At 45.3% G+C, this 26748-nt stretch carries 22 protein-coding genes, 1 tRNA gene and 1 pseudogene; 11 read left to right on the top strand and 13 right to left on the bottom strand.

Annotated features, from left to right (window positions below; genetic code table 11):
* Positions 1-1179: 1179 nt before the first annotated feature.
* The 5 genes and pseudogenes from QUB10_RS29070 to QUB10_RS29050 form a co-directional block, all read left to right on the top strand.
* A pseudogene (locus QUB10_RS29070) lies at positions 1180-1398 on the top strand (reverse transcriptase N-terminal domain-containing protein); the annotation flags it as partial.
* A 609-nt stretch (positions 1399-2007) separates the two neighbouring features.
* Positions 2008-3738 carry a group II intron reverse transcriptase/maturase gene (gene ltrA / locus QUB10_RS29065; protein WP_333206679.1) on the top strand — a complete coding sequence of 577 codons (1731 nt, stop codon included), beginning with the start codon at positions 2008-2010 and terminating at the stop codon, positions 3736-3738.
* Between the two features lie 5 nt (positions 3739-3743).
* A complete protein-coding gene (gene ltrA, locus QUB10_RS29060; protein ID WP_333206678.1) occupies positions 3744-5336 on the top strand; it encodes a group II intron reverse transcriptase/maturase in 1593 nt (530 codons plus the stop codon).
* A gap of 374 nt (positions 5337-5710) precedes the next feature.
* Positions 5711-5956, top strand: coding sequence for a hypothetical protein (locus QUB10_RS29055; RefSeq protein WP_333206677.1), 246 nt, complete (start codon positions 5711-5713; stop codon positions 5954-5956).
* A 202-nt stretch (positions 5957-6158) separates the two neighbouring features.
* Complete coding sequence (locus QUB10_RS29050) at positions 6159-7130, top strand: hypothetical protein (RefSeq protein WP_333206676.1); 972 nt, start codon at positions 6159-6161, stop codon at positions 7128-7130.
* A gap of 135 nt (positions 7131-7265) precedes the next feature.
* On the opposite strand, the gene uvrA is transcribed toward QUB10_RS29050, so the two are convergent.
* The 4 genes from uvrA to QUB10_RS29030 form a co-directional block, all read right to left on the bottom strand.
* Positions 7266-10229 carry an excinuclease ABC subunit UvrA gene (gene uvrA, locus QUB10_RS29045; protein ID WP_333206675.1) on the bottom strand — a complete coding sequence of 988 codons (2964 nt, stop codon included), beginning with the start codon at positions 10227-10229 and terminating at the stop codon, positions 7266-7268.
* 73 nt (positions 10230-10302) lie between these two features.
* Complete coding sequence (locus QUB10_RS29040; RefSeq protein WP_333206681.1) at positions 10303-10746, bottom strand: retroviral-like aspartic protease family protein; 444 nt, start codon at positions 10744-10746, stop codon at positions 10303-10305.
* A 100-nt stretch (positions 10747-10846) separates the two neighbouring features.
* A complete protein-coding gene (locus tag QUB10_RS29035) occupies positions 10847-11473 on the bottom strand; it encodes a 7-carboxy-7-deazaguanine synthase QueE (protein WP_333206674.1) in 627 nt (208 codons plus the stop codon).
* Positions 11474-11693: 220 nt separating this feature from the next.
* Positions 11694-12392 (bottom strand): class I SAM-dependent methyltransferase, encoded by a 699-nt coding sequence (locus QUB10_RS29030; protein ID WP_333206673.1) that lies wholly within the window; start codon positions 12390-12392, stop codon positions 11694-11696.
* Positions 12393-13435: 1043 nt separating this feature from the next.
* Here QUB10_RS29030 and QUB10_RS29025 point away from each other — a divergent pair.
* On the top strand, positions 13436-14206 hold the full coding sequence (locus QUB10_RS29025) for a hypothetical protein (protein WP_333206672.1): 771 nt from the start codon (positions 13436-13438) through the stop codon (positions 14204-14206).
* A gap of 318 nt (positions 14207-14524) precedes the next feature.
* A complete protein-coding gene (locus tag QUB10_RS29020; RefSeq protein WP_333150981.1) occupies positions 14525-14971 on the top strand; it encodes a hypothetical protein in 447 nt (148 codons plus the stop codon).
* A gap of 290 nt (positions 14972-15261) precedes the next feature.
* Here the strand turns inward: QUB10_RS29020 and QUB10_RS29015 are convergent, their stop codons facing one another.
* The 3 genes from QUB10_RS29015 to QUB10_RS29005 all read right to left on the bottom strand — a co-directional run bounded on the left by QUB10_RS29015 (position 15262) and on the right by QUB10_RS29005 (position 17334).
* Positions 15262-15405, bottom strand: coding sequence for a hypothetical protein (locus tag QUB10_RS29015; RefSeq protein ID WP_333206671.1), 144 nt, complete (start codon positions 15403-15405; stop codon positions 15262-15264).
* 62 nt (positions 15406-15467) lie between these two features.
* Positions 15468-16022 carry a cyclic nucleotide-binding domain-containing protein gene (locus tag QUB10_RS29010; RefSeq protein ID WP_333150985.1) on the bottom strand — a complete coding sequence of 185 codons (555 nt, stop codon included), beginning with the start codon at positions 16020-16022 and terminating at the stop codon, positions 15468-15470.
* A gap of 328 nt (positions 16023-16350) precedes the next feature.
* Positions 16351-17334 (bottom strand): DUF1517 domain-containing protein, encoded by a 984-nt coding sequence (locus QUB10_RS29005; RefSeq protein WP_333206670.1) that lies wholly within the window; start codon positions 17332-17334, stop codon positions 16351-16353.
* A gap of 303 nt (positions 17335-17637) precedes the next feature.
* On the opposite strand from QUB10_RS29005, the gene hemB reads away from it, so the two are divergent.
* Both hemB and QUB10_RS28995 read left to right on the top strand, forming a co-directional pair.
* Positions 17638-18621 (top strand): porphobilinogen synthase, encoded by a 984-nt coding sequence (gene hemB / locus QUB10_RS29000; protein ID WP_333107810.1) that lies wholly within the window; start codon positions 17638-17640, stop codon positions 18619-18621.
* Between the two features lie 1100 nt (positions 18622-19721).
* A complete protein-coding gene (locus tag QUB10_RS28995; protein ID WP_333053288.1) occupies positions 19722-20210 on the top strand; it encodes a GNAT family N-acetyltransferase in 489 nt (162 codons plus the stop codon).
* A gap of 178 nt (positions 20211-20388) precedes the next feature.
* On the opposite strand, the gene QUB10_RS28990 is transcribed toward QUB10_RS28995, so the two are convergent.
* The 6 genes from QUB10_RS28990 to QUB10_RS28965 all read right to left on the bottom strand — a co-directional run bounded on the left by QUB10_RS28990 (position 20389) and on the right by QUB10_RS28965 (position 25182).
* Positions 20389-21324, bottom strand: a complete 936-nt coding sequence (locus tag QUB10_RS28990) for a HAMP domain-containing sensor histidine kinase (protein ID WP_333157759.1) — start codon at positions 21322-21324, stop codon at positions 20389-20391.
* Positions 21325-21349: 25 nt separating this feature from the next.
* Complete coding sequence (locus QUB10_RS28985; RefSeq protein WP_333206669.1) at positions 21350-21943, bottom strand: L-threonylcarbamoyladenylate synthase; 594 nt, start codon at positions 21941-21943, stop codon at positions 21350-21352.
* 67 nt (positions 21944-22010) lie between these two features.
* Positions 22011-22991, bottom strand: coding sequence for a HemK/PrmC family methyltransferase (locus QUB10_RS28980; RefSeq protein ID WP_333206680.1), 981 nt, complete (start codon positions 22989-22991; stop codon positions 22011-22013).
* A 262-nt stretch (positions 22992-23253) separates the two neighbouring features.
* A complete protein-coding gene (locus QUB10_RS28975) occupies positions 23254-24078 on the bottom strand; it encodes a Tic22 family protein (protein WP_333157765.1) in 825 nt (274 codons plus the stop codon).
* Between the two features lie 152 nt (positions 24079-24230).
* Positions 24231-24304 (bottom strand) — tRNA-Pro (locus QUB10_RS28970).
* 326 nt (positions 24305-24630) lie between these two features.
* Positions 24631-25182, bottom strand: a complete 552-nt coding sequence (locus QUB10_RS28965; protein WP_242725747.1) for a GNAT family N-acetyltransferase — start codon at positions 25180-25182, stop codon at positions 24631-24633.
* A gap of 246 nt (positions 25183-25428) precedes the next feature.
* On the opposite strand from QUB10_RS28965, the gene QUB10_RS28960 reads away from it, so the two are divergent.
* Entirely contained in the window at positions 25429-25605 is a 177-nt protein-coding gene (locus tag QUB10_RS28960; RefSeq protein ID WP_333157763.1) for a hypothetical protein, read from the top strand.
* Positions 25606-25689: 84 nt separating this feature from the next.
* Positions 25690-26415: a hypothetical protein gene (locus tag QUB10_RS28955; protein WP_006631881.1), complete on the top strand. Its 726-nt coding sequence runs from the start codon at positions 25690-25692 to the stop codon at positions 26413-26415.
* The last annotated feature ends 333 nt before the right edge of the window (positions 26416-26748 follow it).

Raw genomic sequence — 26748 nt, 5'->3', positions numbered from 1 at the left:
TTCAGATCGCACTCACTTTTTTCACTTCTCTATTTTATTGTGATCGCATTCCTCTTTAAAAACTGTCCGGAGTATTGCGATACCACTCAATCCATAAATTGTAATTAATCTAGTCTTATCTTCTAAAATCCATTCTTTAAGAATATGAATTTCTGAATTACGCCCGTAATTATAGTTTAATTCTGGTGCTGTTGTTAGATCAATGATTGGGAGTTGATTTTGGACTTGGGAAGAGGGCGATCGCTTTTCTATATCCTCTAAAGATTGAGAATTTTCTCTACAAATATTAACATGACTATTAATATAATTACTAATAGTGTGGGAAGCATTACCGAAATTATTGATAGTAGAACCAGCTTTATTTTCTAAAATAGAACGAACATTCTTTTGTTCAATATCTTCTGAAAAAACATCGGAGAGAAGTTTCCATAATTTTGCTCCCTCTCTTTTAATGTGATCGTAACTATAACCATTATTTCCCGCAATTTTATGAAAATTTTGACGTTGTAAAACACTTTCTAATATAGATTTTTGTAAAGAATCAAGATGTTGTCCTGTTTTAGCGAATACCTGTTCATCGTGCGACCCGTTTCCGCGAAAACGGAAAGCCTAGCGGCTTAAAGTGTAGGCGGAGCAAGGAATCAGCCTTTCGTATGGGCTGAAATGAACCTTGACAACTTAACGACCTTGAGGGTGTAAGTCCCTCCCCACAGGTGCAGTGGTGAAAGCATTACCCCTATTTCTAGGCGTAGCAACCCTAGAGGTAAAGCGGGGTAAAAAGGAGGTAACTCGGCAACCTAACTGAGAATCCCTTCGAGCAGGAATCCATGAGCAGCGCAAGCGAAGATGTGTCTAAACCATCGTTAGGTATAACCAGTGAAATAGGTTGATCACACTGGGAGTCCCAAAAGGGCAAGGATAGGGAGTTGGCGGGCGGTGAGCCGACCAACAAAGCATTTCCCATAAACCCGGTGAATAGCATCGCTCTAAAGATTCAATCAATGGTCGTTAGGAACGGGATAACCCCCATACATCTCTCACGAAGGTCGATGCCTGAGTAGGTAGCTAGCCAGATGATGTACGGGGTCAGGATTGAATCAAAAGCCAATGCCTCGCTGTAATGGCGAGGATACGCTGACAGATTCACGATTGTTTGGAAATGAATAGGAACAAGTAGCAATGAATACGTCTAATACTGAGTCAATAAAGACAGAAGTGGAATGGAAGGATATCAACTGGAAAAAAATACAGAGGATAGTCTTTAAGTTGCAAAAGCGCATATTCAAAGCCTCTCAACGTGGGGATGTCAAAGCAGTCCGTAGGCTTCAAAAGACTTTGATGAGGTCTTGGTCGGCTAAGGCACTAGCCGTTCGTCGGGTAACTCAGGATAATCGGGGCGTGCGACGTGAGGTCGTACATTAGGCGCATCTGCGCTGAATAACTGGAGAGCCGCCTCTCCCGGAGAACTCTCTCTCTCCGTCCCCACATAAAAGAGTGTCGCACTCCGCCTACAACAGAAGTAAGTAATGAACCTGTTGGAATGCAAGGCATGAAAGCCCCGCAACTGATAGCCTAATTCGGTGAAAGGGCAAGGGGAAGACTGAAAAGGGTTAACGTTATGTGAATCACCGTAGATTCCGTTATGTCTAAAGAGTGAAATCAGGCTGATACACTCTAGCCAAAAAGGCAAGTGAGTAGGTTACTGGCAGCGCCTTGTGGCTAGTAACGAGAGAGCGAAACTCTCACCGGAATATAGGTGGAACCCAAATCGGTCGAAGGTTAAATGTACGAAACACGATAAACCCTATGGATTCTCAAGCCAGGTCGATGGCATGAGTAGGTTGACCGTAAGGAAAACGGAATTATCCAGAGGGTAGGGGATGCTGGAGAAAGCGAACGCTTCTGGTAATGCGGAAGATAGGGGTTCAGGCTTTGCCCCGCATCGAAAGATGGCAGACTTCCAGCGGGTCTTCAACGGTAAATTTTGCGTAAAGGAATTGAACCAACGTGAAAGATAGAGTCAGCAATGACATCGGAACGAAGGAACCGCTCAAGGGGTGGGCATCCATCAATTGGAAGCTCATCAAAAAGCGTGTCAGAAACCTGAGACGGAGAATCTACCGAGCAGCCCAGAACGGTCAGTGGAATAAGGTTAGAAGCCTCATGAAACTGATGCTTCGCAGTTACTCCAACCTGCTATTGTCAGTGCGAAGAGTCACTCAAGAAAACAAAGGGAAACAGACGGCTGGCATCGATGGTCAGACGGCTCTAACTCCAGAGGAAAGAGTGAAATTGGTCAGAGAAAGTAAAGAATACACCTTATGGAAAGTTCGCCCAACGAAAAGGGTATACATACCGAAAGCTAACGGAAAACAAAGACCATTAGGTATCCCGACAATCAAAGACCGAATAGCACAGGCAATTGTTAAGAATGCCCTAGAACCAGCCTGGGAAACCAGATTTGAAGCCCAGTCCTATGGCTTCCGCCCAGGCAGAAGTTGCCATGACGCAATTGAGCAGACATGGATAAGACTAAACGCTCAGGGAAATGACAGATGGATACTGGACGCAGATATAAAAGGGGCGTTCGACAATATTAGCCACGAATACCTGCTCAATGCCATAGGAGAAATCCCTGGTAAAGAGCTAATCAAACAGTGGTTAAAAGCAGGATATGTAGAGGCGGAAATATTCCACGATACAGAAAGCGGAACGCCACAGGGAGGGATTATAAGTCCCCTTTTGGCAAATATAGCTCTCGACGGAATGGAAAAACTCCTAAGCCAATATAAAAAGACGAAGGAGTACAAATATACCGACTCAACAGGTAGAAAAAGAACAGAGAGGGAACACAAACCCAAATATGGGTTTGTTCGCTACGCTGATGACTTCATCATCACCGCAGAAAATCGTGAGGATTTGGAAGCCATTAAACCCATCCTAGAAGAATGGCTAAATCAGAGGGGTTTAAAACTTAATGCGGATAAAACCCAAATCACTCATATTAATGAGGGCTTCAATTTCTTAGGGTTCAATGTCCGACATTACAAGGGTAAATGCTTAATTAAACCGCAAAAAGAAAAGGTCAAAGAATTCCTGTCTGGAATTCAACAATGGCTGAATCAACACAAAACGGTAAAAGCAACGGCAGTTATCCAGCACCTTAGCCCAATCATTAGAGGATGGGGGAACTACTACAAGCACAAGGTCAGTAAGGAGACGTTTTCTTACGTAGACTACCGAATATGGCAAATGCTGTGGAAGTGGTCGCTAAGAAGACACCCGAAAAAGGGGAAAGGTTGGGTAGCCCAAAAATACTTCAAAACAATCAACGGGACGAAGTGGAACTTTGCCCAACCCTTCTTGAACAGACATGGTAGGGAAACATTAATAACCCTGCCGAAGCTGGCATACATCCCCATAGTACGCCATGTCAAAGTCAAAGACACGGCATCTCCCGACGACCCAACACTCACCAAATACTGGCAAGACCGCCAATCCAAATACGGGAAATCGTACTGGGCCAAAGGCTCAAAACTCTATAACGTAGCGGTTAACCAAAATTGGAAATGTCCAGTATGCGGTGAACACTTGTTCAATGGAGAAGAACTGCACACCCATCACAAGATTCGGGTGAAAGACGGAGGCACGGACAAAGCGGAAAACCTTGTCCACCTTCACAAAGCCTGTCACAGGCATGAACATACAGGCAAACGTTCTGAGGTTTTGGAGGCTTGAGCCGGATGATGGGAAACTGTCAAGTCCGGTTCTTAGGGGAGGGAGATACGGCGACGTATGCTCTCTTACCCGACAAGAAGACGGCTGGAATAGATGGGATTAAGAGTTTAATCCCCAAACAAAGGCTAGAACTTGTACGCCAACTGAGGTTAAACCAAAAGGCTAAACCTGTCAGGAGAGTCTGGATTGACAAACCTGGTAGAGACGAAAAACGCCCGTTAGGGATACCCACAATGAACGACAGAGCATCCCAAGCTCTGGTAAAAGCAGCCTTAGAGCCGGAATGGGAAGCAAAATTCGAGCCAAACAGCTACGGATTCCGACCAGGGCGGTCATGCCACGACGCAATCGAAGCAATATATGGAGCAATCAAGCAGAAGCCGAAATACGTGCTAGATGCCGACATTGCCAAATGCTTCGACCGAATAAACCATGAAGCGCTGCTAGAAAAATTAAATACATTCCCCACCATCCGCCGTCAAATTCGGGCATGGTTGAAAGCGGGAGTGATTGACTGGAGCGAATACGCTAATCGCAATAAAAAGAAAGGGTTCAGTCAATCATCTGAGGGAACGCCGCAAGGCGGGGTTATATCGCCCTTGCTAGCAAACATCGCCCTCCACGGCTTGGAAAATCGGCTACTCCAATACGTTGAAACCGTAGAGATGAAAAATAACTACGGCAGACAACAGAGCAAACGCTCTAAGCGAATGACCCTAACAGTAGTTCGCTATGCTGATGACTTTGTAATTCTACACAAAGATAAAGCCGTCGTCCAAAGATGTATGCAGATAACAGCAGAATGGCTCAGTGGCATTGGCTTGGAATTAAAACCCGAAAAAACCAGACTCTCACACACTCTAGTTGATGAAGGAGGCAACATAGGGTTCGACTTCCTCGGATTTAATGTTAGACAGTTCGAGGTAGGGGAGTATGCGTCTAAGCAGGGATTTAAAACCATCATCACACCATCCAAGGAAAAGCTGAAAGTCCATCTATCTAAAGTAGGCGACCTAATCGATAAGCACAAAGGTTCATCGCGAGATGCCTTAATTGCAACACTAAACCCCGTGATAAGGGGCTGGTCGAACTATTACAAAACGGTTTGCAGCAAAGATATATTCCAACTTGCAGACCACATCGTCTATCAGCAAATACGAGGATGGGCAATTTACCGTCATGAAAGCGCCGACAAGACTTGGACAACCAAGGGAAATAATAATTGGGTATTCGCCACAAAAAACGGCAAGCATTGTCTAGCCAAGCATGGCGATACTCCAATAACCAGGCACACAAAGGTGAAGGGTGAAAGAAGCCCTTATGACGGAGATTGGGTCTACTGGAGCAAGCGAAAAGGGGAATACCCTGAAACTCCCAAACAATTATCTGAGCTTATTAAAAAGCAAGATGGGAAGTGTTCGCACTGCGGTCTGTACTTCACGTCAGATTGTCTAATCGAAGTACATCACATAGATAGAAACAGAAGCAACAACAAGAAGACAAATCTGACAGCAGTACATAGACATTGCCACGACATTACTCACGCCAAATGGGAACCAAAAGAGTGGGAGATGAGAAGTGATGAATCTTATTTCTAGCCCCCTAACCCTTAATGGGAAAGAGGTACGCATGACAAGCGCCAAACAGTCGAGGAGCCGGATGATGGGAAACTATCACGTCCGGTTTTGCATGGGAGTTCGGGGTAGCGATACCCCGTTCGACCCTACCAGTCCATTTTGACAATTTTTGAATGTCCATATATTTTTAACCTCACTCAATCTTTTTAGTTTCGCCACCAAAACCCACTTTTTGCCACGAAAAGTTAAGTTTTGTAAAAGGTTACTAAAGATTAGCACCCAATGACACTATATCACACCAAGTCCCACTATCAATTTTCCTATTAAATGCCACCCCAGTCTAAAAATTAGAAAGTACAATCTTAAATGTTAACCAATTTTCAAGAATAAATCATATGAAAACACAAACTTTGGATGAAACAGCAAGATCGGTGCCTTTTACCCTAAGTTTTGTAGAGAGACTCGACCAAGCATTGTATGATGAAGCGATTAAGGATTCAGAGATACTAACACAATCCTATGATCCGAAAACTCAAACCTCGAATATTCCTGTTTCCGCTGCTGGTACTTCCTTGACCTATCGTGATACTCTCACCGGTGTTTTTTCGAGTAAAGATGATTCAAAGGAGTCTGATACTTAAAGCTGACAGTGGCATTAGTTGAAAACCACGGGCTTTCTGCATTAAACAACATTGATTATACGGTACGGTGGAGTGCGGGGCATTCTCTCGTACCCCTTTAAGGTGTTAGGGATTGTCAGTAGAAAAAGCCTGATATGAACCATCAATATCAGTTGACCACCAGACCTGATTTATTTCCCAAAAACGATGTGATAAATTAAATATGCTCTTAATTTTTACGAATAAGCAGGATGTCCACAGTGATGAAGTTATTAGAAACCTATATAAAAAAGGGATTGAAGTTTTCAGGTTAAATTCAGAAGATTTGCTTCGGAGATATCAGGTAAATCTTTACATTGATGAAAATGGTTTATGGAATGGAGAGATTACTGACGAACTTGGTAGAATATTAAATTTAGCAAAACTAAAAGTAGCATGGTTGAGAAAACCTGATTTTGATTTTTTTGGTAAAATTGCTGAATCTACAGAGGAACAGTTTATAGCTTCAGAAACAAAGGCTTTTGTCAATATACTATACTCTATACCCAGTATAAAATGGATAAACGATCCATTTATCGCCAATAAAGCAAAAGTTAAATTTCAACAACTTTTACTGGCCAATAAATACGGTATCAAAATCCCCAAAACACTGATAACCACCCAACCAGAAACAGCAAAAGAGTTTTTTATAGAGTGCGGAGAAGAGATTTTAGTTAAAACGATTTATACTGGAAATGTGACGATCGACGGTATCAATCAAGGAATACCGTCAAGAAAGATTGGCAAAGATGATTTTTATAAATTCTATAAAAACATTTCTTTATCGCCTACTCAATTGCAAGAATATATCGAAAAAGCTTTTGAATTAAGGATTACAATTATTGGTAAAAAGGTATTTGCCGTTAAAATCGATTCACAAGCCCATGAAGAGACCAAAATTGATTGGCGACTCCATACTCAAATTAATCCACATTCTATCTTTGAACTACCGGCAAAAATAGAAAAATTCTGCATCGAATTTTTGGAGGAGCAAAAACTATTATATGGGGCGATGGATTTTATTGTGACTCCCAACAATGAATATGTATTTTTAGAAAATAATCCTTTTGGTCAATACCTTTGGCTAGAAATAGAAACAAAAATACCATTAACGGAAGAGATTTGTAATTTATTAATAAGCTATCTTGATGCTTGATTACTGTTTTTTAGGCTTCACTCTTCGAGTATTTTAATTGTAGGGTGCGTCAGGTGAGTTTCTTAAACCATTATTGAAGGTTTAAATATCTGACGCACTTGACTAATTGTGATAATTGCGTAACAGTTGTTACTATTAGCTAACAGCTACAGCCTCCCCCAAAGGATGCTGCTGCAAAACCGCTTGCAAATACTTCCCAGTATAAGACCTCTGATTTGCCGCCACATCCTCCGGCGTCCCCGCCACAATAATCTCGCCGCCCTTATCTCCCCCTTCGGGGCCTAAATCGATCGCCCAATCGCAGCACCGAATCACATCCAAATTGTGTTCGATTACCAAAATTGAATTACCCTTATCCACCAATCTTTGCAGCACATTTAACAAATGGTGAACATCATAAAACGACAAACCCGTCGTCGGTTCATCGATTAAATAAAGCGTCTTCCCAGTAGCGCGGCGCGACAGTTCCGTTGCCAATTTTACCCGCTGCGCTTCGCCCCCAGAAAGCGTCGGCGCCGGCTGTCCCAACTGAATGTAACCCAAACCAACATCAACCAAAGTTTGCAGTCTGGCGCCCGCCCTGGGAATATTTTTAAACATTTCCAAAGATTCCTCTACGGTCATGTTCAAAACATCAGAAATCGACTTGCCTTTGTACTTAACTTGCAGCGTTTCGCGGTTGTACCTTGCACCCTTGCAAACCTCACACTGCACGTAAACATCGGGCAGAAAATTCATCGAAATCACATTCACGCCTTGGCCGCCGCAAGCTTCGCACCTTCCCCCTTTCACGTTAAAAGAAAACTGCCCCGCTTTGTAACCTCTGGCCTTCGCTTCAATGCTTTCGGCAAACAAATCCCGAATCACATCAAAGACTCCCGTGTAAGTAGCGGGATTAGAGCGCGGAGTACGACCGATGGGAGATTGGTCAATTACAATTACTTTATCAACCACATCCTCTAGAGAGCGTTCGCCTTTAGTTTTGAGGGCGTCCATATCGGGTGGTAAAGGTACTTTTTTGGTGATATAGTGTTGCAGCGACGGGTACAGCAATTCATTGATTAAAGTGGATTTTCCCGAACCGGAAACGCCTGTCACGCAGACGAGTTTTCCCAAGGGAATTTCTACATCAATATTTTTTAAATTGTTGCGCGTCGCATTTATGATTGAGAGAGCTTTGCCGTTGCCTTTTCTTCTTTCATTAGGGGTTTCAATTACTCGCTTACCCGACAAATAAGCACCAGTCAAAGATTCCTCTGCCCTTAGCAAATTTTCTAAACTTCCTTCCGATATAATTTTGCCACCGTGAACGCCGGCGCCGGGCCCGATATCGACAATGTGGTCGGCCGCTCGCATGGTTTCTTCATCGTGTTCTACGACAATCAAAGTATTGCCTAAATCGCGCAATTTTGTTAAGGTTTGCAGCAGGCGAAAGTTGTCTCTTTGATGCAGTCCGATGCTCGGTTCGTCCAAAACGTAGAGAACACCAGTCAAACCAGAACCGATTTGAGTCGCCAGCCGAATTCGCTGCGCTTCTCCGCCAGAAAGCGTCATTGCTGCGCGGTCTAAGGTCAGGTAATCTAACCCGACATCGAGCAAAAATTGCAGCCTTGCTTTGATTTCTCTCAGGGCTAAATCGGATATTTGGAATTGCCGATCGCTCAATCCCAAATTATTTACTCGTTCCCGACATTCGCGAATCGAAATACTGGTTAAATCTACAATTCCGTACTGTCCCAACCGCACCGAAAGCGCCTCGGGTTTCAAGCGTTTGCCGTGACAAACCTCGCAAGAGCGATCGACCCGATACTGTTCCAACTTCTGCTTAATCAAATCAGAACCAGTATCGTCGTACTGGCGCTGCAACATGGAAATCACGCCATTAAAATCTCTCCTAAAATCGGTGGTGTTGCCGTCTCGCTTCTTACTTTCTGAGGTTCCCTTGGACTCATTGCCGTACAAAATTACCCGCTGGTGTTCGGGCTTTAATCGATACCAAGGAGTGTCGATATCAAACCCGCAAGTATCAGCAATACTGCAAAGCAAAGAGAGATAATAGGAATTGTCTTTGTCTGACCAAGGCGCGATCGCACAATAAAGAGGCGCTTTCTCGTCGGGAACTACCAACTCCGGCGCAAAAGTCCGCAAACTCCCCAAACCGTGACAGTTTTGGCACGCGCCGTAGGGCGAATTAAACGAAAATAACCGGGGGGAAAGTTCTTCCATTACTGCGCCGTGTTCGGGACAAGCAAAGTTTTCAGAAAATACGATCGGCCCCTGTGGTTGAGAATTTTCTTCAGTCGGTAACTCTTCAATTATCGCAATTCCCTCAGAATGGCGCAAACAAGTTGCCAGAGAATCAACTAAACGTTCTTCTAAACCGGGTTTTTTAATTAACCGATCGACAACTATCTCGATATTGTGCGTATGATTTTTATCTAATTCGATATTTTCCGAAAGTTCTAAAATTTCTCCGTTAACTTTGACGCGAATAAATCCTTCCGCAGCTAAACTCGACAATAATTTGCGGTGAGTGCCTTTTTTTCCGCGCACAACTGGTGCCAGAAGGTGAAAGCGAGTGCCGTCGGGAAGTGCCATGACTCGATCGCACATTTCATCAATTGTCTGCGGCGCAATGCACCGATCGCAAATCGGACAGTGCGGTTCGCCGGCTCTGCCGTACAGCAATCTGAGATAATCGTAAATTTCTGTAACAGTGCCAACAGTCGATCGCGGGTTGTGAGAAGTTGACTTTTGGTCGATCGAAATAGCCGGACTCAACCCCTCGATCGCGTCCACATCCGGTTTGTCCAACTGTCCCAAAAACTGGCGCGCGTAGGCGCTGAGAGACTCGACGTAGCGGCGCTGGCCCTCGGCAAAAATTGTATCGAAAGCCAGGGAAGACTTACCAGAACCGGAGACACCAGTAAAAACGATCAGGCGATCGCGCGGCAGTTCCAGATCGATATTTTTCAGGTTGTGCTGTCTCGCACCGCGAACCCGAATCGTATTTTGGTTGTTAGAGTGAGAATTCGTCACATTATGCCCGTTGCGGGATGCACTTGGCTGGCTGTTTGAGGTTTCGGCGCGTTGGGACATGAGAGTAGTGCAAAACAGTGCTTAACCATCTTAGCGCTGCCGATCGAATTGCTGGCATCCAAACTCAAGAATATCAAAGAATTGTCAAATAAGTTTCCGTCGGCCCGTCGGGCAAAATCTTCAATCTTTGATTTTTCAAATCGACTTCAATTCCCAGCGCTTCCATCGGAATCACCCCCAAAAGTGGCGTTTTACCCTCTGGCAATTCCAGACACTCAAAAGTGCCTTCGCGCCCGCACAGAGAAATCTTGGCATCTTGAAAAATCCTCGCTTCACTAATGCCAGTAGCTGTTTCCACAACTACTTGCTTGAGAATTCTCAAACCAAGTCTAGCAATAAGATCTTTCGGCAAACATAAAGTTGTCGCGCCCGTATCCACTAAAACATTTTCCAGCGTTACAGACCTGATTTGCTCGATCGGAATCATGCCCCGTTCGGCATCAGCCTGATCTATCAGATTTTGGATTGCTAGCGTTGTTGTAACTTTTCCCATTGGAGTTTCTGTAGTTGTTTCCATTACGTTCATAATATCATAAATTGCTGCTTTCATTTTAGCACATATTCCACCTCTTCTCTGGCGATACCAAATTTTTCCGATCTGTGTCTAAATCATCCAACTATTGCACGCCAATAAACTTATGAGTTTGCAAAGATAACCTGTAACTAGGATTTTGTTTCAGCACTTCCAATATAATCGGAATTCCTGAAACTTTTGAGTTCCATTCCGGCTGCAAAAAAACCGGGATATTCACATTACTTGCCAAATGCTTGTGATAAAAGTCAACTTCTTCGCCAGTGCTAACTACCAACTTAATTTCATTAGCTCTAGTCCAAAAAATCTCTTTTACTGGATATTTAGGACTGATGTGTTCTTTAGGAGAAAGAGTAATCCAAGCCAGCGGCGAAACATCTTGCCAGTAAGCACCGGAAGTTTCAATACTCACCTGCTTATCGGCTTCTAACAAAGCTTGTACTAACTCAGGCAAATCGCGGTGAATGAAAGGTTCGCCGCCAGTAATGACAACTCTCGGAGACTGCAATTGAGCGAGCAATTGTGCGATCGACTGCGGTATAGACGGCAAACCTTTGCCCCCATTGGCATAACCAGTGTCACACCAAGGACACCGCACAGGGCAACCGGCCAATCTGATAAAATCAACTAAAGTCCCCGTCCAGTAACCTTCGCCTTGAACAGTACACTGAAAAGTTTCGTGAATTGGTAATTTTAGTTGTAAATTAGACACCCGAAGTTACGCCTCAAATCAATTAATTACGTTGTTTAGATATAATATTATATTGTTATTTCTTCGCGGTTTGCAGCAAATAAAAACCGTCCTGAACGCATAAACGGGGTTTCTGAAAAAAAATTATCCGTTTTATCCCCGAAGCTTGACTCAGAAATTCGGTTTCTTCATAGCTTTTGTAGGAGTCCTTAGAAATCCACCACAAACCGCAAATAACTCTTTAATTATGCTGTTCAGGTTCCATCAGAGTAGCCCAACGGCGTTTCAATGCCAAAGTCAGTCCGTCAGCAATGGGGACAACACTGAGAGTAACTCTGGGATCGTTACGCAATTTGTCGTTGAAACTACGAATGGCGGTGGTACTTTCGTCTTGTACTTGAGGATCAGCAACTCGTCCAGACCACAGAACATTGTCAATTACAATTAAACCGCCATTGCGTACAAGTTGCAGCGATCGCTCAAAATAAGCCTCATAATTTTCTTTATCGGCGTCGATGAAGGCAAAATCAAAGGTTCCAGCTTGTCCCTCGGCTATTAGTTTGTCCAGAGTATTTATTGCTGGGCCCAACTGCAAAGAAATCTTATTAGCAACGCCCGCAGCTTCCCAATAGCGTCGTGCGATCGCAGTATATTCCTCGCTGACATCGCAAGCAATAATCTGACCGTTAGGAGGCAGTGCTAAAGCTACGCACAGCGAGCTATAACCAGTAAAAACGCCAATTTCTAAGGTTTTTGTCGCTCCCATAAGCTGCACCATGAGCTCCATAAACTGACCTTGTTCGGGAGCAATCTGCATCATCCCCATAGGATGTTTAGCAGTTTCTTCCCGTAGTGAAGCGAGAATATCTGGCTCCCGCAGAGAAATAGATAACAGATAATCGTAAAGTTGATGTTCTAGGCCAAGAGTTGAGTTCGCCATCGGTTTGTCCTTGCTGCTCACTTTTGATTTTAGATTGTAGACGCGCTGTTAATGGAAATCGGAGACTGTAGAGTTAATTTTGGCACCTATTTTGGTGTGGCTGATGACAGGTTGCAGTAGCAGTGTCTCGGTTACACAGAGGCAACTTGCAAAACGCGCGATCTACTTCCAAATCAGTTTATCTCAGCTACAGGTGATTTAGCACCTCTGGGACAGAAAAATGGATAGAGGGGAGCGTTTTGAGATTCCTGCTTTTCTAGCACCGCGTAACGCCGTTAGTGATACCAGTTCAAAAAATGAATGCAACTGTATACAATCTGCAAACCCATACATAATAAGCTATTGCCATCTCAAAGTTCAAATAAATCTCAAATTATGAGTTGGGGAGAAAGTGACCCAAAGCATCCAGGATACAAGCCCCCGGATTCATCCGTGGGGTCAATGCTTCAATCTAAAATCTAAAATCTAAAATCTAAAATCGATTGACTTCATCCCGATCGCGAAGTAGACAAACTGCAAAAAACATAAGTATGTCATTGCCAGTGAAATGAAGCAATCCCAGAGGCTGTGATTCCTTTACATTTTGTTACATTGTCAAGTTTTTTCGTGTCGCTCTACTTAATCCCGAATGACTAATTATTGAGGATTTACGCACTCCCAAAAAACAAACCGTTTCATTTAACTCTGATTGATGGGTTAAAGCCGATATATTTTCCTGAAACAAACCAGGGATCGGGAAATCTTGGTGTCCCGGAGTATTACTATTCACTAATAAACTGAGTTTAATAGGACGATTTCTTAACTGTCACAGCTTATTCCTCCACACCTAAACAAGCTACCCACAATCAAAACAACATTCCACGATTCAGGGAGAGCAAGTATTTGTGGGAAAAAGCCAGGTTTCTAGCAACCCTTAACCCGCACTATTACTCATAACTAAGGAACCGGGATTAATAGGACGCTCACTTAACTGTCACAGTTTATTACTCCAGACCTAAACCACCTACCCACAATCAAAACAACATTCCACCAAGGCGATCGCTATGTATTACACTTTCGCAGGTTTTGGTGCCGCCACAGGCATATTTTTGCTGCTAGTTTTTGCCATTCTGCAATGGCTGCACGTCTCCGCCGGCAGTTTTATTGATTGGATAATTGCCATTGCTATTTTTGAATGGCTGTTGCTGATAGTTACAGTTCCCTGGAATATCCATTTTGAAGCTAAAGAAGTTTTAGCGCAAGCCGCAGAATCGACTAAAAAAAACATTGCTGTCGATCAGGAACAAGTCAAATACGTTACTGTATTAGTTAGCCGATCGCTCTTTGTGGCGATCGCACTTCACCTGTTTAGCGCGATCGCACTTTACGCCCTAGCCGCCGCCGGAATTAGTGCTATTGGCTATCTCAGTTCCGCTGCTGCACTGCTGTTAACTGTACTGCGTCCAGCTATCCGAGGTTATCAGTATTTAGCCCAGCGGCTGACAACTATCCGCCGCCAATTTTTGTACCCCCGTGAAGATATTGTCGAACTCCGCAGCCGCTTTGCAAAGTTAGAATCTACAGTTAAAGATTTGAGCAATCAATTAAGTTCAGACAATCCGAATTCGTGGGTGGCTGTCCAAAATCGGGAACGGGAAGCTATGAGAAGAGAATTAACTACTTTATCCGCATCTCTACAGTCTTTGCAAGCGACAAATCAGGCAGAGCACACTAAACTGAGAAGAGATGCAGAAAGTGCGATCGCCCAACTCACCGATGACGGACAATTTCTCAACCACGTCCGCGAAATCATCCGCTTCTTTAAAGAATCGTAAAGTCAGTTGATAGTTGACTGTTGACAGTTGTCTGTTGACAGTTGACAGTTGTCTGTTGTCATTAGTTACCAATGCCCGATGCCCGATGCCCAATTCCCAATTCCCAATCTTTAGATAGATGCCAAATAGTCGCAAATAGTGAAATTTTTAATAAAAACAGAATTTTCTCACTCTTGAGGAAGACTCAATAAAGGTATTTTCCCTAACCGCAATTTTTCGCAAACTATAACCAAAGATAGTTTGTGAATGAGCTAGCTTGGGATTAATATTTAAACATAAGCCAAAGACCTTTTTGAAAAGATAACTCAGGAATAAATCATGACTAATCGCCAACCAATACCCCCCAAAGAAGAAGTTAGCAAATCAACACCGGCCGACGAACAAATCGAAGCCAATATGGAAGCCCCCCACTACGACAGGGGCATTACTCCTGCGGAGACAGCAGCGCGGCAAGAACGGGAAGGCTCTAACTTCATGCACACAACCACCGAAGCGAAGCAGAAAAGTGCAAAAACTGATGACCAAACCGATGACGAAAGCATTCACACTACAGATGGTTATACAGTAGACAAAGAAGGTCTGGTTAACAATTACGCGATCGAACCGGAAATGTACATCAACGAACCGGGCGATTTGAGAGCAAAAGAAGAAGCCGAAGCCGCAGAACGCGCTCGAATTCTCGCAGAAATCAAAGATAAAAAAGGCGAGGAAGGAAAACTGACAATGGATGCAGACACCCGTGGCAAAGGGCCGGGCATTATCTAGATTGTGTGCTGGGTAGTTGCGTTTCAGCGCGCGAGGTTGCAACAGCAAAGCACAGGGGCGGGTTTTTATAGTTCCGGCAATTATCGATCGATATTTCCGGTAAAACCCGCCCCTATTTTGTTTTCCACATCTGTTTTTTGAGTTGAGAGGTTACATTTGAGATATTGCACCAATATCAATAATCCTTTTTTGGGCGGGCTCTCCTGCCCAACCCCTACTCCTCACAAGAAAACTCATTCTTTGTGGAACAGGCCGGAAACCCTTTTCTTGAGAATGGTGCAAGATGTGAGTTACATCTGAGATATTGCACCATTCTCAATTACTTGTTTAGGAACAGGCTTTTCGGCCTGTTCCACAAGAGATGAATTTTTTTGTGGAACAGGCCGAAAAGCCTGTTCTTCAGAATGGTGCAAAATGTGAGTTACATCGTACATCTCTCAATTACCGTATCAATCGGCGAGTTTTCACACCCAGCTCAAAAACCCCTTAAAATTCCTCAAGCTTTAACATTTTCCCTCAGCCAATTAAACTTAGCCTCAGCTAGCGCCAAATTTTCCAGAACGTTAGGATTGATATCCTCGCGTTCAAATTCTGGTTGATCTAATTCAATATTGCGACCATATTCTATATGTCTGATCGTACCGCGCATCCTGTCTGCCAGACACAGTGAAATTCCATAATAAAACCGGGATGCAAAGCCCATATCGTTTTGAAGTTTGATGACTAACTGCCGCCTAGGAATTGCCAGCAAGTGAGTTTCTTCGATCGCCTTTACCGTTGCCAAAGGAGGGCGAGCGTCAATGAAAGAGACTTCTCCCACCAGTTCTCCGCTGGCTATTTTAGCGAGTTCTCTAGTCCGCTCAGCCTCGATTAAAACGCTCAAACTCCCATTCAAAACAATGTAGAGCGCATCTATCTGTCTCCCTTCATGGATCAAAATCCCGCCCGGATCTAGAACTTCCTTTTTGCCTTTTTGAACGATCCAGTTGATATCGTCATTATTTAACTGGCTCAAAATAAAAAGTGCTTTTTTTCTGCTGCTGTCGGCCATAAGTTTTAGCTCTCGATCGCTTCTTCTTTATATAAAATTTAGATGGGCGCGATCGCCACTTCTTCCGAAGCAGTCCTCGCTCAATACAGTTTTTTTATCTTGCCTAACTTCTTCGCAAAACCCATATCGGGCAGGCTTTGCCAATAGCAGATGAATCATGCTGAAGCATGATCTCTCAATACTAGCATTTGTTAAACAATCTTTTTTTACTCGATCGACCTCCCCAACCTCCCGCGAAATTCCCGTCTCAAAAGCAATTGGGTTAACCCGCCCAGCTTTGGTGCCGGATGGGGCGCGGGAGACAATGCTCCGCGCCCAGTCTTGCTCACTAAATCGATCGCAAATCAGGATAGCCGGCCAACATATCGTCAGCAGTCAGAGTGTCCCCGTTCGCTTGAGGAGTCCACAGCACCTCAACCGCCAGCAACTGCTCGCTCGATACTCCCCCAATCTGACGCAAAGCTTGGCGCAAATCTTCAGAGTTTTTCACTGCTGGCAATTGCAATTTACCTTGAGTACCGACAATCACCGTCACCACAATAAATTCCCCAGGATCTGAATTCACATCAGAAGCCACCAGCGCCCCATTTTCCTGCAAACCTGGCAGGATATTGCTGCTCCCTGCTTGCCGGAGCTGATTGTTATAATTCGAGAGCGTTTCTTCAGTAAATTTACTGCGTTCTGCCAAAGAAAGTTGATTAAACTTAGCTTCGGCTGCTTCCAAGCGAGTTTGCACAGATTCAGCACCCGCGTAAACCCAGTATTCAGGATGCCGCAGCAGCGCCAGAGTAGATTCTTGCAGCACTTGAGCACGACCGGCCGCTGTATCGGTATCCGCTTTGCGCGCTAGCGAGTCGAGTTCAGCTTGCAAACCGCGGGCCTCTGCTAGCAAACCAACTTGCAAGCGGGCGACAGATACGGTGCTAGTCGGGGCGCTGTTGCCGAGTTCGTCAGTTCCGCCCCCGGCGCGGCGGAAGCTTTGGACGAGGAAATTAGCGATCGAAATAAAAATCAAAATCGAGAACAGGCCGCCAAACCCGCCCCCAAAGCCAAAAAACGGCAGCAAGAACGGGAAACCGAACCCACCTCCAAAGCCACCACCCGGGTAGTAGCCTCCTCCCGACGGCGCGTAAGTGCGACTAGGAGACGAGTAACTGCGCGCCGGAGCACTAAAAGATCCGCCGCCGATGCGTCCGCCGCTGCGGGCAGCCAGAGCTCCGTCAGCGTTACCGAGGGCTAGCGTCAGTACCAGACCGATCGCAAATAGTGATTTCAAAAGCGGTTTCATCTTTGAAATTAGTTGCTTGTACATAAGACCGTTACTATTCGATACATTTATAATTTACAGTCTATCCTCGCTTCTGGGCAGCCTGGTTATAGGTATGAAGCCAGCGAGATATCCGTACCAACAGATCCAAGAAGCAGCGTTAGGGCTGTGTCTGGGAACGGGAAAGGCTAGAAATGACTTGCATTCCTGACTGCGAACAATGGACATCGCGGGTTTTACAGAAGTTTACTTAAGTCCAGGGCGATCGGCCAACAATAAGCTCTAGACTTTTAAAGAAGCGCCACGAGTCCTAGAAAACAGGGCTTTATCTACCGTAAAAAAAACATTATGTTTCCAACTCACCGCCCCCGCCGCCTCCGCAACCATCCCCAACTCCGCCGGATGGTACGCGAAAATATCTTGACAACCAGCGATTTAATTTACCCCCTATTTGCCGTACCGGGGGAAGCTTTTGCTAAAGAAGTCACATCGATGCCCGGAGTTTACCAGCTATCGGTAGACAAAATAGTAGAAGAAGCAAAAGAAGTCTACGACCTCGGCATTCCCGCTATTATTTTATTCGGCATTCCCGCAGACAAAGATACAGATGCTACAGGTGCTTGGCACGATTGTGGCATCGTTCAACAAGCGACGGAAGCAGTTAAAAAAGCCGTACCAGATTTAATCGTCATGGTCGATACTTGTCTGTGCGAATATACCAGTCACGGTCATTGCGGCTATTTGGAAGTCGGAGATTTAAGCGGCCGCGTCTTGAACGATCCCACACTAGAATTGCTGAAGAAAACCGCAGTTGCTCAAGCTAAAGCCGGTGCAGATATTATCGCACCTTCGGGAATGATGGACGGTTTTGTCGGAGCAATTCGCGAAGGATTGGACTCCGCTGGATTTGAAGATATTCCTATCATGTCTTACGCGGCAAAATACGCCTCAGCTTATTATGGCCCATTCCGGGATGCAGCAGAGTCTGCTCCGCAATTTGGCGATCGGCGCACCTATCAAATGGACCCAGGAAACGGCCGCGAAGCTCTGAAAGAAATTGCTCTCGACATTGCCGAAGGCGCAGATATGCTCATGGTTAAACCCGCTTTAGCTTACATGGACATCATCTGGCGCGTGAAGGAAGCAACTAATCTGCCAGTTGCTGCTTACAACGTTTCTGGAGAATATGCGATGGTGAAAGCCGCCGCCCTCAACGGTTGGATAGATGAAGAAAGAGTAGTGATGGAAACTTTGACAGGATTCAAGCGTGCTGGTTGTGATTTGATTTTGACTTATCACGCCAAAGACGCCGCCCGCTGGCTGCAAAACTGATTCACTTGATTTGAGATTAGAGATTAGAGATTTGACTCCACATCACAATTTTCGCGTGTTCTTGTGGAGTCAACACCTCTCTCGATAGATGATTTTTGAGCAATTAGGCAAGACACTAGCTATAGCTTACGCTTACCGATACACGACGCCTCGAAACCGGGTTTTTACCGTTTCAGTGGGCTGTAACTGAGATATTGCACCATTCTCAGGAACAGGCTTTCCGGCCTGTTCCACAAAGAGTGAATTTTCTTGTGGAACAGGCCGGAAAGCCTGTTCATAAAAAGCTTATTGAGAATGGTGCAACATTATTTCAGTTGTAACGAAGTATTGCTATGAAAAAACCCGGTTTCTCTGTAGACAAACTCCCAACCCCTAAAAAATCAGTCATTCCCATCTAAAATCTCTAATCTCAAATATCAAATGGTATGAGTTTTGACACTCCCCAGCCTAAAGGCGTGGGGATTCTTAATTCATCGACTAACCTTTAAGCGCCATGTCCTCGTGGCAATTCTTAAACTTTTCAACCGTAGGAAATACTACCAATTGACGAGCTTAACTCACAACACCCCAGAGGGTCTGTCTCCAAAAGCGTACTAGGATAGTGAACCTAGAGTTCGGATATGCCCTACCCTACCTAACAAATGAAAAAGTTCTTTGTTTTCTGGTAACGAGGATGTATTAATCCCCTAGCTGTTTTAAGAGTTTTCGCCGCTCTGTGTCCCCAGTTTGTGCCTAAAAGTGTGTCTTAACTGTTTCACGATGGCAAAGGAGTTTAACCTTGACTTTTGCAGTATACTACAAAAAACCAGCAATTCCCTGATTTTTTAGAATAGATTTAAGAAATTAAAGCCGTTCTAGAATAACGGGGTTTTAAACCCAACTTTCCGATAAGTTGGGAATTTTGACTCAAAGACTTTTTTTCAAAATTTGCCCCAAAAAGTATTAATAATTACCGAAATTAGTTAAAAAATATGTATGAATAAAAATAGTTTTGTAAATCGGGAATTCAATCATTGATTGTTCCCACGCAAAATCAACTTTCACTCGTGTAAAACAGTAAAAGTAACACAGTTGAGATACAACTTCAAGGCAGATTGAGCATGACATCAACGACTAGGGATTCCAGTCACATTCAATTTTGTATAGGTCGCGATCGCGCCGACATCGTACAGATCCAAGAACTATTTAAAGCCGCCGCCTTTTGGGCGAGGGAACGCAAGATAGAAGATTGGGAAATTGCGATCGCCAACAGCGAACCAGTTGTTACAGTTTGGGACGGCTCACGGGCGATCGGCTTTGCCAGAGCCACCTCAGATGGCATCTATCGAGCTACCATCTGGGATGTCGCCATTCACCCGGATTACCAAGGTGCAGGACTCGGCCGCAAATTAGTGCAAACCGTCTTGAGTCACCCTCGGATGTGCCGAGTAGAGCGAGTTTACCTGATGACAACTTACAAACAAAGCTTCTACGAGCGCATCGGTTTTCAGCAAAACGCTAGCACCACAATGGTACTTGAAAATCAGCTTCTAGAAGAGAATCTCGAATTAGAAATTAGCAACGGCGAATTGCTAACTGCTAATTGTTAAATACGCACAAAAATTGCACCAAAATCTATAATATGTAGGGTGCGTCGCAGCGCACCTTACTCCCTATTAGACATCTCCAATAATTCTTGTGGAACAGGCCGGAAAGCCTGTTCAAGACAGGCTTTTCACTCCTATGTCTATTAAATCCCGTAGATTGCTCGTTGCCGAACTTTCTTCATCAGAAAGTTGCCAAAGGAATAGAACACTGAGTCCGGTTAAAATTGCACTCTTCGGACTCAGAAGGCACCGCCAGAACCTCCAACTTTCCGCTCATCAAACTTAAAAGAGTCTGATTCATCAATAACCTCATTCCAGAAGACACCTGAGAATTATCACTGCTCTTGGTAACATCACACTCCAAATCGTGCTTCAGCAAATCCCAAGACTCGCTCCAAGCACTCACTGAACGCTGATCGTCCACCCAAATTTGAACGTATCCAGATTCCGGCGAAGAATGCGCCGAAACAGAAATACTCCCCTCCTCCATCTGAGCAACAGCAGTATCTACCAAATTGACTAAAACTTGCCTAAACCTCGGCAAATCTGCCAATACATAAATCCCCGGATCTGGCGGCAATATCTCCAAACGAATGCCGCGATTAGCAGCTTGCAAGTAAGTTAAATCATCAACCTCGTCAAAAACCTTAGCTAACTGAATCGGCTCAATATCCATCCTTTCAGTGCCGTGTTCAGTTTTAGCAACAGAGATAATTTCATCTATTAATTTCACCAGCTTGAGTGCCGCGGCGTGAGCTTGCTCGACAAACTCTCGTTCCTCAGCAGGATCGTCGCACAAATCCGAGAGAATTAATTGCAGCGTACCAATCATAGTGCTCAGGGGCGATCGCAACTCGTGAGAAGTCCGAGCCAAAAAACCCGCCTTAAATTGGCTCATCTCCGATGCCATCTGATAAGCCAATTGAGTTTGCTTAAGTTGCTCGGAAAGGGCATCAAACTTCTCTAAATGAATTTCTTGAGGAGGTGGGGCTACTTTGGGCGCCGGTTCGGGCTGTTGCGAGCTTTTTTGCCGCAGGCGCCAAATCAAACTGCTTCCCAAACCCAGCCCCAGTCCCATACCTAAATATATAAAGTTGCTCCAGCCGATCGGCGCCATATTGCTTTGCCTTGGAGTTTAGCTTTTAGCATTCTAACTCGATCGCGCCTTGTCGCAATATTTCCCACTCGCTGCCCCTCCATTTAGCCACAGTCGAAGGCAAACTCGAAGCTGTTGTCGCTGTTGCTAATTCAGAAGGAACTAATGTCAAGACTTCGGGAAACTGAGCCTCAATTTCTGCCACAGATTCCAGAGGCGGCTGACCGGATAAATTAGCACTGGTAGTAGCCAAAGGGCCTGTCTGCTCTAGAATCTTGAGCGCAAGGGGAAAGTCAGGAACTCGTACTCCGATGGTAGTTGGGTCGATCAAATTCATGGCCGCCGGGACTTTTGCCGAAGCCGGCAGTACCAAAGTTAACGCCCCCGGCCAATAGGATTCGGCCACTTGCTGCCACAATTTTAACTCTGCTGGACTCCCCTGCACGTAAGGCCACAAAGCCTTGGCCGATGCTGCCATCAAAATCAGCGGTTTGTCTTGACTGCGGCGTTTAGCTGCAAAAATCAACTCCGAGCGATCGGGCCGCGCAGCCAAAGCGGGTACAGTATCTGTAGGAAAACTGACGATATGATTACCAGAAATTGCCCCTTGAATTAAGGAGTCGATCGCAACTTGTGTCATGCCATTTTAGATTTGAGATTTGAGATTTGAGATTTGAGATTTTAGAAGTACGACATATTCTTGAAACCTACAGACGGTAGGCTAAGGCAAACCGATCGATCCCTGCTAAATCAGAAAATATCTGAACTTTGCCATAACTCCCGTGACTTTGCAGCATATCAGCTACCGCCTCAGCCTGTCCCGCCATCATCTCAACCAACCAAACACCCCCCGATTCTAAATAATCGGGAGCCGTTTCTACCAAATGCCGGATGCACTCTAACCCGTCAAAACCGCCGTCTAAGGCCAGATGAGGTTCGTGCTTCAAAACTTCCGGTTCCAGAGTCAGCACCGTGCTGCTGGGAATGTAAGGGGGGTTAGACACCATGCCGCTGACTTGACCTTTGAGAAATTCTAGGGGTTCCCACCACAAACCTTGATAAAAATTAATTCGCGATTCAAAGCCCAAATTCTCAGCATTCAGTCGAGCAACTGCCAAAGCTTCCGAACTGCAATCTACCGCATAAACCCTAGCATTTGTCAACGCAGAAGCTAAGCCGATCGCGATCGCCCCGCTGCCCGTCCCCAAATCCACCCAATGCGATTTGGCAAATTTTCCCCCCCGAAGCTCGGAGAAGTTTAAATCTTCTCCCCCCCTTAGTAAGGGGGGGTTGGGGGGGGTTGATTTTTGATTGATATTTTCTGGTTCTAAACGGCTTTTAACAGCTTCCACAGCCAAATCGATCAGCAATTCCGTTTCAGGACGCGGTATTAGCACCGCCGGCGTTACTTTGAGCGAAAAATGCCGCCAATGTGCAACTCCCGTTAAATACTGCACCGGCACCCGTTCCTGCAAGCGCCGCTGCCACAATTGAGCAAGTTCCGATAAAGACAACTTTAATTCAATTTTTGGCAAATCTTTAAACGACTCCAAACGCAGAGCCAACCTATCCAAACCGGCCAGCTCTTGCAGCAGCCAGTCGATTTCTGCTAGGGGAATGTCAGAGGCTCTCGCCTCGGTTTTAGCTTGATTCGCCCACTGCCAAAGCTCTAAACCAGAAACAAACATAAGACTTTTTGGGAATTGGGCATCGGGCATCGGGCATCGGGAATTGGTAACTAATGACAACAGTCAATCGATTTTCGATTTTCGATTTTCGATTTTAGAGGCGACCCCACGGATAAATGCGGGGGCTCTTCTGATTTTAGATTTTCGATTTGGGATTGATTCCACGGATAAATCACGTGGCGGGTACCACCTTTGAAATTCGTGGTCAACAGTCAACTGTCAACAGTTAACAGTCAACTGTCAACTGTCAACTGACTAAATATTAGCGAGTCGGCCGAGCCGGAGCTGGAGCCGGAGCTGGAGCCGGAGCAACCTGTGGATTTTGGCCCGCACCGGCCGGTTGGAGCGATCGCACAAATTCCAGCGACTCCCGCGACGGAATCAAAATCATTTGGGTCAAAAACGGGTCGTTCTCAGTACGCAAAGCTTCCAAAACGCTCTCCAAGTTCACCACCTCAATCTTAATTGTGGCGGTCACGTTCGGTTGCTGCTGCTTAAAACGATCGACCATTCCCTGTAAATCCTCCTTGTTAAAAAACAAGGGAATCACCTCTTGCTGGCCCCGCTGAATCGTCAAATAACCATTTTCCGCACCGCCTCTGGCCAAAAACAGAGGTACACCGTTGAACTCGTTAACTTGTTGACCAGTCTGCTGAAGTACAGTTTTAGCCGACTGCACCTGCTGCGGAGCGGGAACGAAAGCAAATTGCACTTCCTCCGGCTTGCCTTTATTTGCTTGAGTGATCTGATAAATTTCCCCCAGCGACACCGGCATCACGCGCACCGTGGCCGCCAACTGAGGATTTCTGGTTTTCAGTTGATCGACAAAAGCTTGAGCGTCTTTCTGGCTGATGAAAATTCCCGCCACGGAAGCATTACCAGTTTGACCCTGACCCTGCTTGGGAACAGAAGCGATCAGGGGCGCACCCTGAGCGTCTGTAATCGTAAATACCGGCACCGAGCGCAATTTTTCCAAAATTTGCGGCTCCGGCAGTGCCAGTGCAGACATCTTGCCAATTGGGGAGGGGCCCAGCAGAGTGCTGCCGACAATTCCCAATATTGCGCCCAAACGAACTAATGATTTCATGTTTTTTCCATCAGGAGCGATCCTGAAACACATTAACGCAAAGACTGGCGACTTAGCACGATCGGCAAAAACTGCCTCAATTTGTTTTCATTTTGACGAAATGTAAACATCAGAGACAGTTCTGCTTCAATCTATTATTTAACATTGTGCGATCGGGATGACAGGATTTGAACCTGCGACATCCTGCTCCCAAAGCAGGCGCGCTACCAAGCTGCGCTACATCCCGGTGTTATAGTTAGCTAACCTCTAACCATTAACACACAAAACCGCTTGCTTGTCAAGCTTTATTAAATATTTAGCTCTCGATGCAGCTAAGGCGAAGTTTTTTTCAGGGTGTGCGGTTTGACCCCACCCCAAAACCGATACCCGCCCCTGACTCCTATAGTGCTCTGCTCAAATCGACTGACAATACTTGCACAGCTTCATAACGGCCGTGATGCCGAGATACATCCACGGGTAACTGACCGCAGCGCACAGGTGCATTCGGTGTTGTCAGCGTCAATATTGTATTGTAGATCCTCAACAAATCAACGCCAACCTGCACCTGGCTCGCTAATCAGGATACCAAAACATACCTTTAATCCCCTCTGGATCGGACATAAAGCCCAAATTGCGGTAAAAATCCACCACTTGAGGGTCAGCAAATAAGGTAATGTTGCTGATATCTTCACTGCGGAGTTTTTTAATGATGTATTTCATCAGCGCCTTGCCCATGCCTTTGCCCTGGTAGTCGGGATGAACTACCACATCCCAAAGCGTGGCATTAAAAGCATGGTCTGAAGTCGCTCTGGCGAAACCCACCAGCCGTCGCTGGCTGCCCCGCATCTCCCACATAGAGACGACTAGGAAGCTGTGCACAATAGCTTTTTTGACTTTACGCAGGGGACGGCGAGACCAACCCACTGCATTACAAAGTTCTTCGAGTTCATAGAGGTCAATGTCCCGATCGCAACTGAAAAAGATGCGAGCGTTGCCGCTGGCGGGTTTGCGAAACGTTGGGGAAAGCGGATCGCCTAACCCAACAGCCACATCTTCCTCAAAATCCGCTGTTTGGGGTACAGAGGCAGACTCAGAACTACTAAATAAGTTTTTCCAAAAACCCATGCAGGCGCGGTTAAGGTAGTAGAAGTTGGACGACGAGAAAGAGAACCCGACAGATAAACCCACTCCGATCGGCGTAGGAGCAATTGCCGGTAGCCTCTTGAGGAACAGTTTACGGTACACTCATCTTACGCCGAAAACAGGGATTTGTCGTCCAACATTGAGTCTGCGCTTTTTTGATTCTGTCAAGTTTGGTAGAACTGTTCTGCTAGCCAGTGCCCGGAGAACCCGCTTTTAAGGTAAAATTTGTTGCCGAACCAGGACAGAGGCATATTGGGAAATGCTTCTTTTGAGTGCCGCCGATCGCGCCGGAACTTATACCCTTGGTGGAAAATACCACTGGAATGGCGCAACGGTGACATTCTCGTGATAAGTTCTCAGACAGATTTGACTTTTGCTTTTAGTGAGGAGACGGGCACAATTTAAGTCGAATCGTCGAATCGAAAATCCCATTGCCATAAGGCATGGAAGAGTCAATACCAGTATATCTCCCGCACCTTCTCCTCAATTATGGCTTCGGGTTTAAAACCATCTACACTAGAACTTCTCAAGCGCTTTAACCGAGCGTTTCCGCAGTTTTATGAGCAATTTGTCAGCAGCGAAATTCAGTTGCAAAACCTCAAATTAGCTTACCAGCTTTACAAAACTCGGCAAGCAGTCATCGAAATCCGAGCCGAAGGTAACAAAAGTGCCCTGCATTTTGCTTACCGGAACCAGTCTTTTCTACTGAGCGATATTTTTGGAGTGCTCGCGGCCTACGGGCTGACGATTCACAGTCTGAGTCTGTACGGTCAAATTTACCCGCCCATGCTGGTATTTATCAAATTGGTCGTATCTCGCGGTGGCAAGGTACTGGCAGATAAAACAGCAGAAAATGTCTGTAGAGCCGTTCGAGAGGCATTGGCGGGACATTTTGAGGTTGAAGAGATGTTGGCGGTGGAATTTAATTTAGACGCGGGTTTAGAAGATGTGGCAACTGAATTCTACGTCGATCCGGTTTTCCACTTGCCAGCTTTGCTGATTGAAGCAGATAATCAACCTGGACTTTTTTACAAAGTTATGTATGCCATCTGGCAAGAGGATTTGTTGGTAGTAAATGCTAATTTGCTGGTTTGGCGGGGGCGAACTCGCCTAATTCTCTACTTGTTGGGGCCCAATGAAAGTTTAATTCCCGAATATCTGGGGCAGAAAATCGCTGAGGGGGTGCGACAAAGATTGCTGGGCGAGCGATTTTAGGGCAAGCTGCCGATGCTCCCTAAATAACTATAGCGGTTCTCAAAAAAGTGAGGTATGCCCTATGCCCACGGAGGCCTATGCCCACGGAGGCCACGGAGGCCTATGCCCATGAGTACCTCATATGAGAGCTCGAAAGGCTATAGATTTCTATAAGTAGACATTAGTTGGCAGAAGTTATCCAGTGAGAGAGGATAAAAAGCTCGGCAACATTGTTCGTACAAACGAGTGTATATCAATACTCCGGACAGTTTTTAACCAGCCAGAGTACCATAAGACAAGACTGAAGGAAGGTTAGGGTGATTTAAAATCAAATCCGGGTCTAAATCTAACTTA

The sequence above is a fragment of the Microcoleus sp. B5-D4 genome (assembly GCF_036705145.1).
Classification (GTDB): Bacteria; Cyanobacteriota; Cyanobacteriia; order Cyanobacteriales; family Microcoleaceae; genus Microcoleus.
The sequence above is the reverse complement of the archived record's forward strand: the minus strand, read 5'-3'. Positions and strand labels throughout refer to the sequence as shown.